Below are 12,300 nucleotides of genomic sequence, written 5' to 3' on the forward strand. Positions count from 1 at the left end.
CGAAAGGCAGGGAGTATTTCCTTCTCGGCGCCTAAAGCGCGATGCGCTTTAGCTCTTTGTTTGAGCATGATCTCCGCGCAAACGCGTTCCGCGTTTGTCACGAGGGAAAACCGCTTCGCACTTTTCCGGATCATGCTGCCCGGGCGTCAGCTATCCGTCCCGCGCTGCGGGGCGATACGCGGCAGGGTGATGCGCACGCGCGTCCCCGTCCCCATGCCCGGGGCGCTGTCGAGATGCAGCTCCCCGCCCAGCCGGTTGGTGACGATGTTGTGGACGATGTGCAGGCCAAGCCCGATCCGGCCAATGTCGCGGCGCGTGGTGAAGAACGGATCGAAGGCCTGCCGCAGCACGTCGCGGCTCATCCCGCAGCCATCATCGGCGAACAGGATCTCCACCTGGTCCGCGCCCGACGCGCGCAGCCGGATCGTGATGGTGCCGCCCTTGCCGTCCGGAAACGCGTGCACGACCGAATTGACGAACAGGTTGGTCAGCGCCTGGCCATACGGGCCGGGATAGCTGTTCATCACGAGACCCGACGGACAATCGACCTCGAGCGCCAGATTGTTCTTCGGCAACGCCGGACGCAGCTTCGAAAGCACCTGTTCGGTCACCTCGCCGAGATCGAACTGGCTGCGGTCGAAATAGCTGCGATCGACGGCCACCTGCTTGAACGACTGCACCAGGTCCGCCGCACGCTTGAGGTTGCCGACCAGCAGCGACGACGCGCTTTCGACGACCTCGATGAAATCGCTCAGGCTGGAGCGCTTCAGCTTGCCGCGCGCGGCCTCGGCGGCGAAGTCGGCGCATTTCTGCTCGAGCACCGAGGCGACGGTGAGACTGGTGCCGACCGGGCTGTTGATCTCGTGCGCAACGCCGGCCACCAGCCGGCCGAGCGCCGCGAGCTTCTCCGCCTCGATCAGCGACGCCTGGGTCTCCTGCAGATGGTGCAAGGCCTTCTCGGCCGCATCGCGCGCCGCACGGATCTCGCGCTCGCTGCGCTTGCGATCGGTGATCTCCTCCGCCGCAACGTTGACGCCGACGATGCTGCCGTTCGGCTCGCGCTGCGGATGCCAATGCGTGATCCAGCAGCGCTCGTCATTATGGCCGGGGCGCTGGCCGTAGACCTCGACGCCGGTCACCGGCTCACCGGTCTCCATGATCGAGCGAACGATGCCTTCGACCGCGGTGGCCAGCGCGGGCACGCAATCATGAACCGTGCGTCCGAGATGACCTTCGACGGAGATCCCGCAGATCTCGGTGAGCCGCTGGTTGATCTGGAGATAACGGCAGTCGGGAGAGAGGTAGGCAAGACCAATCGGTGCAGTGTCATAGATCAGCTGCAGCGCCGGTTGTTTTGGGAACTGAACGTCGTGGACGACGGACGACCCCATGTCCTTCCCCCCGTTGACGCCAAGTCTAGCCGTTCACGGCCGGTGCGCAAATAGGCGGACTGTGCCAGGCAATGGCGGTCAAATCTGTCCAGATTCGGCACGGACAGACGACCGCCCAGGTGCGGCGCCTTCACATATTCACGGCACCGTGCGTTCGAAATTCTCGATGAAGCGCAGCAGCACCCGCGCCCCGGCGTCGGCGTCGGCGAGCTCGACATGCTCGGCCGGATTGTGGCTGATCCCGCCGCGGCAGCGCACGAAGATCATGCCGATATCGGCGACGTCGACCATCGCCATGCCATCATGCCCGGCCCCGCTCGGCAGCTCGAACACGGCATGGCCCTCGGCAGCGACGGCCGCAGCGATCTGCGTCTTCAGCCATGGTGCGCAAGGCACGCTGCGGTTCTCGTGGGTGACGTCGATCTGAAGTGCGAGCTCGCGTCGCTTTGCGATCGCCTCGATCTGCCGCACGATGTCGGCGACGGCGCGCTTGCGATGCATGTCGCTCTGCGAGCGGATGTCCATCGTGAAGGACACCTTGCCGGGGATCACGTTGGTGGCGCCGGGCATGGCGCTGATATAGCCGACGGTGCCGACGAGGCCTTGTTCGTCGGACTTGCAGAATTGCTCGATCGCAACGATGCATTCGGCGGCACCCGTCAGCGCATCGCGCCGCAGCGGCATCGGCACGGTGCCGGCATGGCCGGCGAAGCCGGTGAGATTGGCGGCGAGCCGCGTCGCGCCTGAAATCGCGCTCACGACGCCGACCGGCAGCGCCTTCTCTTCCAGCACTGGCCCCTGCTCGATGTGCAGCTCGACATAGCCGAGCAATTCGCGGCGGGCACGCGCCGCCTTGCCGATATGATCGGGATCGAGCCCGAAGGCGATCAGCGCATCGCGCATCGTGATGCCGGTGCGATCGCGCGTGTTGAGCACGCTCTCGTCGAACGTGCCGGCCACCGCGCGGCTGCCGAGCAAGGTCGAGGCGAAGCGCACGCCCTCCTCGTCGGCAAAACCCACGATCTCGATCGCGAACGGCAGCCGCTTGCCGCGCCGGTTCAGATCGGCGACGCAGGCAATCGCGGTGATGACGCCGAGCGGGCCGTCCCATCGGCCGGCATCGCGCACGGTGTCGTAATGCGAGCCGAGCATCAACGCCGGCAGGCCCGGCCGCTCGCCCTCGTAACGGCCGCAGACATTGCCGATCGCATCGAGATGCGCGCTCATGCCGGCCTCGCGCATCCAGGACAGGATGAGATCGGCCGCCTTGCGATGCTCGTCGGTGAGGAAGATGCGCGCCAGATGCTCCGGCGTCTCCGAGATCGCCGCAAGCTGATCGATCCGCGCCACGATCTCGTCGCCAAGAGAGGACGGATTCGAAGACGGATTCTTCTCGCTCATGCTGTTTCCCATCGGTCCAACCCGGCGCCCGAGCCCGCTTCACTCGTAGCAGGCCCGGTCCGATTCACCAGCCGGCAAATGGCGCCTGCCGCGACGTCCCGGTCGGGCGCGCATCGGCCGCCCGGCGGTTAGCGGTTGCTTAACGGCATTGCATACAACGAAGATCGATCGCTCACAAATTGGGCAATCATGGCGCATGCCGATTCCAAAGGCGAACCACATCGACCACCATTTTCTTTCAGAATCAGCCGCTTACGGAACCATGATCGCCAAACGTGCTTTGGCACGAAGCTTGCGACACTCCGTCAAGCGCCGCCGTTACGGCGGCTGCGACAAGGACAGGCGGGCCGGTCCCGCCGGAGGGAGCAGGCGATGGATTTTGGCAGGATTTCAAGAAGGCATTTATTGCAGGGAAGCGCGGCATTGGCGCTCGGCAGCACGCTCGGCATTCGCAGCGCGGCGGCGGCGGAAACCACGGTCGGCTTCATCTATGTCGGCTCGCGCGACGACTACGGCTACAACCAGGCCCACGCGCAGGGCGCGGCAGCGGTGAAGAAGCTTCCCGGCATCAAGGTGGTCGAGGAAGAGAAGGTGGCTGAGACCGATGCGGTCGAGAAGACCATCGAGTCCATGGTCAACCTCGACGGCGCCACGCTGCTGTTTCCGACCTCGTTCGGCTACTACAACCCGCATGTCGTCAAGATGGCCGGCAAGTTTCCCAAGCTGCACTTCGAACATTGCGGCGGCCTGTGGACCGACAAGGACCCGAAGAACGCCGGCAGCTATTTCGGCTACATCGACGAGGCGCAGTACATCTCCGGCATCGTCGCCGGCTACTCGACCAAGAGCGGCAAGCTCGGTTTCGTCGCCGCCAAGCCGATCCCGCAGGTGCTGCGCAACATCAACGCCTTCACGCTCGGCGCTCGGCTCGCCAATCCGAAGGCGACGACGCAGGTGATCTTCACCGGCGACTGGTCGATGCCGGTCAAGGAAGCCGAGGCGACCAACAGCCTGATCGACCAGGGCGTCGACGTGCTGACCTGTCATGTCGACGGACCGAAGACGATGGTGGAGAACGCCGCGCGCCGCGGCGCGATGGTGTGCGGCTATCACGTCAACCAGTCGCCGCTGGCGCCGAAGGCCTATCTCACCGGTGCCGAGTGGAATTGGGAAGCGCTGTATCCGAAGTTCGTCAAGATGATCACCGCGGGTGAAGCAATCCCGAACTTCTATCGCGGCGGCCTCAAGGAAGAGATCGTCAAGGTCTCGCCCTATGGCGAGATGGTCTCGGCCGAGGCGCGCAAGCATGCCGACGACGTCAAGGCCAAGTTCATGTCCGGTGAGTATACCATCTTCAAGGGCCCGCTCGTCGACAACAAGGGCAAGATGGTGATCGCTTCCGGCACCGACCGCGGCCAGCAGGATCCCGAGCTCGAGAAGATGGATTATCTGGTCGAGGGCGTGATCGGAGCCACCGCGTGACGACCGAGGCGGCGGAATCGGTAGAGGCGGCCGGCGTCGCTCCGGCCGCCGATTCCGGATTCCTCCAGCGCTACGGCGGGAGCATCGAGTACATTTTGATCCCGGGCGCGGCGCTGGTCGGCGCGCTCGCGGTGTTCGGCGGCTTCATCGCGCTCTACGGCAAGAACCCGCTCGACCTCTATTTCTACATGTATTACGGCGCGTTCGGTACCTGGTTCTCCTGGCAGAACACGCTGACCCGCGCAGCGCCCTTGATCCTGACCGCGCTGTGCACGGCGCTGCCGGCGCAGCTCGGCATGGTGATCATCGGCGGCGAAGGCGCGCTCCTGATCGGCGCGCTGTCGGCGACGTCGGCGGCGCTGGCATTGCAGGGCGCGGCGCCGATCGTCGTGCAGATCGCGATGGTGATCGCGGGCATGATCGGCGGCGGCCTCTGGATCACGCTATCCGGCGGCCTGCGGCAGTACCGCGGCGTCAACGAGACGATCTCGAGCCTGCTGCTGGTCTATATCGCGCTGGCGATCCTCAACCATTTGGTCGAGGGACCGATGCGCGATCCGGCCAGCCTCAACAAGCCGTCGACGCGCGAGATCGGCGCCGCCAACATGATCGGCACCATTCCCGGCACCGACGTGCATTGGGGCCTGGTGTTCGGGCTGGTCGCGGCCATCGCCGCCTACATCCTGATCTATCACACCACCTTCGGCTTCGCTGCGCGCGTCGCCGGCGGCAACATCCGCGCCGCGAAGATCGTGGGACTCGGTGTCGGCAAGCTGATCCTGACCGTCTGCTTCCTCGCCGGCAGCAGCGCAGGCCTTGCCGGCATGATCGAGGTCGCGGCCGTGCAGGGCCGAACCAATGCCAACCTCGCCGCGGGCTACGGCTTCACCGGCATCCTCGTTGCATTCCTGGCGCGGCAGAATCCGCTTGCGATCATTCCGGTGGCGATCCTGCTCGGCGGCATCTCGGCCTCCGGCGGCCTGTTGCAGCGGCGGCTCGGCCTGCCCGACGCCTCGGTACTGGTGCTGCAAGGCATCATCTTCGTGTTCGTGCTGGCGAGCGACGCGCTCTACGGGCGCATCGGCTTCCTGAAGGGAAAGTCCTGACATGGCGGATGCTTCGCTCGGGCTCTGGACCGTCCCGCTCGCTGTGTTCGGCGGCGCCATCCGCGTCTCGACGCCCTTTTTGTTCGTCAGCCTCGGCGAATGCATCACCGAGCGAAGCGGCCGCATCAATCTCGGCCTCGAAGGCACGCTGGTGATGGGCGCGATGAGCGCCTACGGCATCTCCTATCTTTCCGGCTCGCCATGGCTTGGTGTGCTCGCGGCCGGGATCACCGGCGCCCTGTTCGGCGCGCTGCATGCCGGCATCTGCTCGTTGCCGCGCGTCAACGACATCGCGGTCGGCATCGCGCTGATGCTGCTCGGCACTGGTTTGGCCTTCTTCCTCGGCAAGCCGCTGATCGAGCCGACTGCCGCACGGCTGCCGGCGATCGATTTCGGATGGTGGAGCGACATCCCGCAACTGCGCGCGGCGCTGCGTATCAACGTGCTGTTCCTGATCGGCGTTGCGATCGCGCCGCTGCTCTATTGGGCCTTCAGGACGACGCGCTGGGGCCTCTTGATCCGTACCGCCGGCGAAAGCGCCGACGCCGCCCGCGCGATGGGTCATTCCGTGCTGCTGATCAGGTTGCGCGCCACCATGGTCGGCGGCTTCCTCGCCGGCATCGGCGGCTCGTTCCTGTCGCTGTTCTATCCCGGCAGCTGGAACGAGGGCCTGTCCTCGGGCCAGGGCATCACCGCGGTCGCGCTTGTCATCTTCGCGCGCTGGGACCCGATGCTGTGCCTGTGGGCCTCGCTCGCCTTCGGCGGCGCCGCCGCGCTCGGGCCCGCGCTGCAATCGGTCGGCATCACCTCCGGCTATCATTTGTTCAATGCCGCGCCCTACATCCTGACCCTGGCGATCATGATCATCACCTGCTCGCCGAAGCGCACGCTGACCGGTGCGCCCGCCGAATTGTCCATCACCCGATAGACCGCGAGATCATTCATGCCCGAGCGCTTCATCAAGTCCGAGCCCTACGCCTGGCCCTACAATGGCGATTTGCGGCCTGAGAATACCGCGCTCATCATCATCGACATGCAGACCGATTTCTGCGGCGTCGGCGGTTATGTCGACAAGATGGGCTACGACCTGTCGCTGACCCGCGCGCCGATCGAGCCGATCAGGAAGCTGCTCGCGGTGATGCGCGCGCAGGGCTTTCACATCATCCACACCCGCGAAGGCCACCGCGCTGATTTGGCCGACCTGCCCGCCAACAAGCGATGGCGCTCGCGCCAGATCGGCGCCGGCATCGGCGATCCCGGTCCCTGCGGCCGCATCCTGGTGCGCGGCGAGCCGGGCTGGGAGATCATCCCCGACCTCGCACCGCTGCCGGGCGAGCCTGTTATCGACAAGCCCGGCAAAGGATCGTTCTGCGCCACCGATCTGGAGCTGATGCTGCGGCTGCGCGGCATCGAGAACATCGTGCTGACCGGCATCACCACCGATGTCTGCGTCCACACCACGATGCGCGAGGCCAACGACCGCGGCTTCGAATGCGTGCTGGTCGAGGATTGCTGCGGCGCGACCGACAAAGGTAATCACGACCACGCGCTGAAGATGATCAAGATGCAGGGCGGCGTGTTCGGCGCGGTGACGAAATCCGCCGACCTGATCGGGGCGCTGTCGTGATCATCGGCGAGCCGCCCGCCCCCTCAGGCGCGTTCGGCGTCGACGCCATCGCGATGACGATGCGGTTCGGCGATTTCACGGCGCTCGACAATGTCGAGCTCAAGGTACGCCCCGGCTCGTTCCACGCATTGCTCGGCGAGAACGGCGCCGGCAAGAGCACGCTCGTGAAATGCATCATGGGCTATTACCACGCCACCGAAGGCGACATCATCGTCGGCGGCCGCCAGCAGAGCATCGCCAATCCCAAGAATGCACATGCGCTCGGGCTCGGCATGGTCTACCAGCACTTTACCCTCGTGCCGGCGATGACAGTCGCCGAGAATCTGGTGCTGGCGCGCGACGACGTGCCTTCGGTCGTCGACTGGCGCAAGGAGAAGAAGGAGCTCGAGGCTTTCCTTTCGCGGATGCCGTTCAAGGTGCCGCTCGATGCCAAGGTCTCCGACATCTCCGCCGGCGAACGGCAGAAATGCGAGATCCTCAAGCAGCTCTATCTGAAGCGTCGCTTCCTGATCCTGGACGAGCCGACTTCGGTGCTGACGCCGGGCGAAGCCGACGAGGTGCTCGGCATGCTCCGCGCCATGGTGGTGGCGGGCGAACTGACCATCCTGATGATCACGCACAAGTTCCGCGAGGTGATGGCGTTTGCCGACGACGTCACGATCCTGCGCCGCGGCAAGCTCGCCGGCACCGGCCGGGTCGCCGATCTCACCCCCGACGAGATGGCGCGCACCATGATCGGCGCCGAGCAGCTGACGGTGCAGCCGCCGCGCACCGGCGAGACCGGCGCGCCCCGGCTCGAACTCGACAAGCTCACTGCGCGCGATGACGCGGGCGCAATTGCCGTGCACGGTGTGTCGCTGACGGTGAAGAGCGGCGAGATCGTCGGCATCGCCGGCGTGTCCGGCAACGGCCAGCGCCAGCTGGTCGAGGTGCTGGCCGGCCAGCGCGAAGCCGAGAGCGGCGTGATCCGTGTCCAGGGCGAGGCTTACTCGGCAAGCCGCGAGGAGATGCGCCGCCACAGGATGTCGCTGCTGCCGGAGGAGCCGCTGAAGAACGCCTGCGTCGGCGGCATGAGCGTCGCCGACAACATCGCCTTCCGTGAGTTCGACCGCGCGCCGTTCGCGCGGGGCGGCTGGTGGCTGAACCGCTCCGCCTTCCGCAGCGATGCCGAGCGCAAGATCAACCGCTACAAGATCAAGACCCGCACGCCGGAGACGCCGATCGCCGCGCTCTCGGGCGGCAATGTGCAGCGCGCGGTGCTGGCGCGCGAGCTCTCGGGCGATGTCGAGGTGCTGATCGCGGCCAACCCATGCTTCGGGCTCGACTTCGCGGCGGTGGCGCAGATCCACGCCGAGATCATGGCCGCCCGCAACCGCGGCGCCGCGGTGCTCCTCGTCAGCGAAGATCTCGACGAGTTGCTGGAGCTGTCGGATCGGCTGGTCGTGATGTTCCACGGCGCGTTCGTGCACGAGGCCCGTGCCAGCGAGGCCGACCTCACCGAGATCGGCCGGCACATGGCAGGACACTGACGCGTGTCTTTCTTCAGTTCGGCGACGTCGCAGCCGAGCGTTCACGCGGTGGCGCACCGTGCAGAAATCCCCGGCCAAATCCGTCGGCGGCGGGCGCCAGGATCGCCCGATCCCGCGGCAGCGCCTCGGGCATCTCATCCCGAATGAACGCCAGCAGCTTCTCACGGATCTCGCAGCGCAGGTCCCAGGACTGCGGCGCATTCCGTGCGCTGACCAGTGCGCGCAGCTCGATGGTGCGCGGATGGGTGTCGATCACCTGCAGATTGACGACCGCACCATCCCAGAGCCTCGATTCCTTCGCGACCTGCTCCAGCTTCTTTCGGATGCCAGGCACATCGGCGCTATAGTCGACATGCAGGGCGATCGCGCCGATCAGCGACTGCGCGTCGCGCGTCCAGTTCTGGAACGGGCGCTCGATGAAATAGGACAGCGGCACCACCATGCGCCGCCAGTCCCACAGCCGGATCACGACATAGGTCGAGGCGATGTCCTCGACCCAGCCCCATTCGTTCTCGATGATGACGGCGTCCTCGATCCGGATCGGTTGGGTGACGGCAATCTGCACGCCGGCGATCAGATTGCTCAACAGGGGTCGCGCTGCGAGACCGACGATCAAGCCGGCTGCGCCCGCGGACGCGAACAGGCTAACGCCATACTGCCTGACCGAATCGAAGGTCATCAGCGCGGTGGAGACCGCAATGATGACGATCAGCGTGTCGGTGACCCGCTTGAAGACGCGAACCTGGGTGACGTGCTTGCGCGCCAGAAAATTCTCGGCAACGTCGAGACGAAATTTATCGAGATACCTGGCCGACGCCATGTCGACGGCACGGATCGATATCCAGCCGACCAGCGCGATCACGGCGACGCCGAAGACATGGCCGAGCGTCAGCCGCAGCAGATCGTCGAGCGGTGCCAGCGGTAACACCAGTGCGACGGCGGCAAGACAAAGCGCCAGCCGCGACGGCCCTGATGTCCGCTCAAGCAGTTGAGGGGCGACCGAGTTCTGCGATCTGACCATGCGATGGACGAGGCGCTGCGCAATCGAATGAACAATAAGCGCGACCGCAATCGCGCCCGTGATCAGGCCGAGGCCAACGACCCAGTCCGGAACCCAGCGAAATGTATGTTCCAGTTCGGTCAGGAAATCCCGCATGAAACCCGCCTGCTCCCGCATTGCAGGCCGCTAACGCACGGAATCCGGGATCGCTTCTGACATTCGTGCAACGCAGCAATTCATCCGATGCAACTCGCTCGGATGCATCGGGGGATCTGCATCAAATTCGTGGACGTGGAACCGTCGCTAGCCGATCTCGAACGCGTCCGCGGCGAGATGCTTCAGATTGGCGTGCCAGTGCTCGGCGATCGCGAGCCGCGTCGGCACCCAGACGTGCTCGTGCTTCCCGATGTAATCGAGAAAGCGCATCAGCGCGGCGGCGCGGCCGGGACGGCCGACCACACGGCAATGCAGGCCGACCGACATCATCTTGGGTCGCGTCGCGCCCTCGGCGTAGAGCACGTCGAAGCTGTCCTTCAGATAGCTGTAGAACTCGTCGCCGCCGCCAAAGCCCTGCGGGTTGATGAAACGCATGTCGTTGGCATCGAGCGTGTAGGGGATCACGAGATGCGGCTCGGTGCCCGGTGACTTGATCCAGTACGGCAGATCGTCGGCATAGGAATCGCAGAGATAGCGCAGGCCGCCGGCCTCCATCAGCAGCCGCAGCGTGTTGATCGAGGAACGGCCGGTGTACCAGCCTAGCGGCCGCGCGCCGGTCGCCTCGGTATGCACGGCGATGGCGCGGGCGATCTCCGCGCGCTCCTCGTCCTCCGACATGTCCTTGTGCTCGACCCAGCGCAGGCTGTGGCTTGCAATGTCCCAGCCTGCCTCCTGCATCGCGGCGACGACATCGGGATTGCGCTTCAGCGCCATCGCGACGCCGAACACGGTCGTCGGCAGCTTCCGCTCGGTGAACATCCGCCATAGCCGCCAGAAGCCGGCGCGCGAGCCGTATTCGAACATCGTCTCGATATTGGCGTGACGCTGACCGACCCAGGGCTGCGCGCCGAGCACGTCGGACAGAAACGCTTCCGAGGCGCGATCGCCGTGCAGGATGTTGTTCTCGCCGCCCTCCTCGAAATTGACCACGAACTGCACGGCGACGCGCGCAGCGTCAGGCCATTTCGGATCCGGCGGGTTGCGGCCGTAGCCGCGGAGATCGCGCGGATAGCGGGCCTCGGTCACATCAGATTTCCTCGAAGCGGATGTTCTGCGCGCCCTTCCACAATACGGTCTTGCCGAAGGCCGTGAGGTTTTCCAGCCCCGAGGTCAGCGTGATGAAGTGATTGCCGGCGAGCTGGCCCATCTTGCTGGCGAAGTGCACGCCGCCATAGGCGAGCAGGATCTCAGTCTCGCTGATGCCGCCGGGATAGAGGATGATCTGGCCCGGCGCCGGATAGCTGGTGTGGTTCTCGTAGGAGACGCCGAAATCGAGATCGCCGAGCGGCATCCAGACGCCCTCGCCGCTCCAGCGCACATGGATCGCCTGGCTCTCGAACGGCATCGCGTTGCGGAACGCGGCCACCGTCTTCGGCGCGAGCTGTTCCTCGAAACGGGCGTCAAAGGTGAAATCGCCGGCGCGGACAATCAGTTTGCTCATCGGGCTCTCGTGGGTAGCTGGAAGAAGTGATGCCCCAACCATTGCCGCCGGCCCGCGCCGGACGCAAGGCCGATTCCGGCGGGAAGAGGCGGTTTTTCGCCGCTTGACGGTCCCGCAACGCAGATTTGAGCAAAGTTGCGTTGCGCCTCGCCTGCCCGTTTGCGAGCCTCCAAGGATACGACAAGGATACGTCAATCAGGGTGACTAGATGACAACAAACAGTCTGCACGGACATGTGGCGCTGGTGACCGGCGGCTCGCGCGGCATTGGTGCAGCGATCGTCAAGATGCTGGCGGACGCCGGTGCCGCCGTCGCGATCAACTATCGCGAACGCGCGGCCGAGGCCGAGACGCTGGCGAAGGGCATCATAGCCGCCGGCGGCCGGGCCGTCGCGATCGCTGCCGACGTTTCGGAGGCTGCCGCCGTCGCCGGCCTGGTCGAGCGCGCCAAGTCCGAACTCGGCCCGCTCGACATCCTCGTCAACAATGCCGGGATTGCGATCGTCAGGGGCGTCGACGACCTCACCGAAGAGGATTTCGACCGCACCATCACGGTCAATCTCAAATCGGCGTTTCTCTGCACACAAGCGGTGCTGCCGATGATGCGCACCCGGAAATGGGGCCGCATCGTCAACATCTCGTCCGGCGCTGCGCGCGGCGCCGGCTCGATCGGCCCGCACTACAATGCATCCAAGGCGGCCATGGAGGGCATGACCCGCGGCTATGCCGCACGCCTCGTCAAGGAAGGCATCACCGTCAATGCCGTGGCGCCGTCGCTGATCGAGACCGACATGATGAAGGGACAGAGCGGCCTCGTCAGCCGGATTCCGGTCGGCCGTTTCGGCACTGCCGAGGAGGTCGCGCAGGCCGTGATGCTGCTGGTCAACAATCCCTACATGACCGGACAGACCATCGCGATGAGCGGCGGCATGGCGTTCAACTAAAGCGTTTTCAAGCGAAGTGGAGGCCGGTTCGCGTGAAGAAAACGCGTCAAACAACTAGCCAGATCGGCTTGACCGCATCGCAGGTTTGCCTTACCGGTCACGCCATGGACCGATCGATCCTCATCGCCAGTCTCTGGTGGCTCGCCGACTGACAGGCGGGCCGA

11 protein-coding genes are annotated in these 12,300 nt (G+C 65.4%); 6 read left to right on the forward strand and 5 right to left on the reverse strand.

What is annotated here, in order from left to right; all coding sequences use genetic code 11:
• Window positions 1-146: 146 nt before the first annotated feature.
• Both AC628_RS06925 and AC628_RS06930 read right to left on the reverse strand, forming a co-directional pair.
• The gene (locus AC628_RS06925; protein WP_074125986.1) at window positions 147-1,391 is read right to left on the reverse strand and encodes an ATP-binding protein; all 1,245 of its coding nucleotides are present in this window, start codon (window positions 1,389-1,391) and stop codon (window positions 147-149) included.
• 138 nt (window positions 1,392-1,529) lie between these two features.
• Window positions 1,530-2,792, reverse strand: a complete 1,263-nt coding sequence (locus AC628_RS06930) for an allantoate amidohydrolase (protein ID WP_074126051.1) — start codon at window positions 2,790-2,792, stop codon at window positions 1,530-1,532.
• A 372-nt stretch (window positions 2,793-3,164) separates the two neighbouring features.
• On the opposite strand from AC628_RS06930, the gene AC628_RS06935 reads away from it, so the two are divergent.
• From AC628_RS06935 to AC628_RS06955, 5 genes are read left to right on the forward strand one after another with little or no spacing between them, the layout of a single operon-like run.
• Entirely contained in the window at window positions 3,165-4,274 is a 1,110-nt protein-coding gene (locus AC628_RS06935; protein WP_074125987.1) for a BMP family ABC transporter substrate-binding protein, read from the forward strand.
• Window positions 4,271-5,380 carry an ABC transporter permease gene (locus tag AC628_RS06940; protein ID WP_074125988.1) on the forward strand — a complete coding sequence of 370 codons (1,110 nt, stop codon included), beginning with the start codon at window positions 4,271-4,273 and terminating at the stop codon, window positions 5,378-5,380. The genes AC628_RS06935 and AC628_RS06940 overlap by 4 nt, the downstream gene beginning before the upstream one ends.
• 1 nt (window position 5,381) lies before the next feature.
• Window positions 5,382-6,308, forward strand: coding sequence for an ABC transporter permease (locus AC628_RS06945; RefSeq protein WP_074125989.1), 927 nt, complete (start codon window positions 5,382-5,384; stop codon window positions 6,306-6,308).
• Window positions 6,309-6,323: 15 nt separating this feature from the next.
• Window positions 6,324-7,007, forward strand: a complete 684-nt coding sequence (biuH, locus tag AC628_RS06950; RefSeq protein WP_074125990.1) for a biuret amidohydrolase — start codon at window positions 6,324-6,326, stop codon at window positions 7,005-7,007.
• Window positions 7,004-8,536: an ABC transporter ATP-binding protein gene (locus tag AC628_RS06955; RefSeq protein ID WP_074125991.1), complete on the forward strand. Its 1,533-nt coding sequence runs from the start codon at window positions 7,004-7,006 to the stop codon at window positions 8,534-8,536. The genes biuH and AC628_RS06955 overlap by 4 nt, the downstream gene beginning before the upstream one ends.
• Window positions 8,537-8,549: 13 nt before the next feature.
• On the opposite strand, the gene AC628_RS06960 is transcribed toward AC628_RS06955, so the two are convergent.
• The 3 genes from AC628_RS06960 to AC628_RS06970 all read right to left on the reverse strand — a co-directional run bounded on the left by AC628_RS06960 (window position 8,550) and on the right by AC628_RS06970 (window position 11,193).
• The gene (locus AC628_RS06960) at window positions 8,550-9,692 is read right to left on the reverse strand and encodes a mechanosensitive ion channel family protein (protein WP_074126052.1); all 1,143 of its coding nucleotides are present in this window, start codon (window positions 9,690-9,692) and stop codon (window positions 8,550-8,552) included.
• A 147-nt stretch (window positions 9,693-9,839) separates the two neighbouring features.
• Window positions 9,840-10,778 (reverse strand): allantoinase PuuE, encoded by a 939-nt coding sequence (puuE, locus tag AC628_RS06965; RefSeq protein ID WP_074125992.1) that lies wholly within the window; start codon window positions 10,776-10,778, stop codon window positions 9,840-9,842.
• A 1-nt stretch (window position 10,779) separates the two neighbouring features.
• Complete coding sequence (locus AC628_RS06970) at window positions 10,780-11,193, reverse strand: DUF3830 family protein (RefSeq protein ID WP_074125993.1); 414 nt, start codon at window positions 11,191-11,193, stop codon at window positions 10,780-10,782.
• 208 nt (window positions 11,194-11,401) lie between these two features.
• Between AC628_RS06970 and AC628_RS06975 the strand changes: the two genes are divergently transcribed.
• Window positions 11,402-12,136, forward strand: coding sequence for an SDR family NAD(P)-dependent oxidoreductase (locus tag AC628_RS06975; protein ID WP_074125994.1), 735 nt, complete (start codon window positions 11,402-11,404; stop codon window positions 12,134-12,136).
• Window positions 12,137-12,300: the final 164 nt, after the last annotated feature.

Source organism: Bradyrhizobium sp. NAS96.2, assembly GCF_001908235.1.
GTDB lineage: Bacteria > Pseudomonadota > Alphaproteobacteria > Rhizobiales > Xanthobacteraceae > Bradyrhizobium.

Bases quoted from the DNA above. Each gene is read 5' to 3' on its own strand.
- AC628_RS06975 (WP_074125994.1), top strand. From the start codon at position 11,402: ATGACAACAAACAGTCTGCACGGACATGTGGCGCTGGTGACCGGCGGC.
- AC628_RS06935 (WP_074125987.1), top strand. From the start codon at position 3,165: ATGGATTTTGGCAGGATTTCAAGAAGGCATTTATTGCAGGGAAGCGCG.
- AC628_RS06970 (WP_074125993.1), bottom strand. From the start codon at position 11,193: ATGAGCAAACTGATTGTCCGCGCCGGCGATTTCACCTTTGACGCCCGT.
- AC628_RS06945 (WP_074125989.1), top strand. From the start codon at position 5,382: ATGGCGGATGCTTCGCTCGGGCTCTGGACCGTCCCGCTCGCTGTGTTC.
- AC628_RS06960 (WP_074126052.1), bottom strand. From the start codon at position 9,692: ATGCGGGATTTCCTGACCGAACTGGAACATACATTTCGCTGGGTTCCG.
- AC628_RS06930 (WP_074126051.1), bottom strand. From the start codon at position 2,792: ATGAGCGAGAAGAATCCGTCTTCGAATCCGTCCTCTCTTGGCGACGAG.
- AC628_RS06925 (WP_074125986.1), bottom strand. From the start codon at position 1,391: ATGGGGTCGTCCGTCGTCCACGACGTTCAGTTCCCAAAACAACCGGCG.
- biuH (WP_074125990.1), top strand. From the start codon at position 6,324: ATGCCCGAGCGCTTCATCAAGTCCGAGCCCTACGCCTGGCCCTACAAT.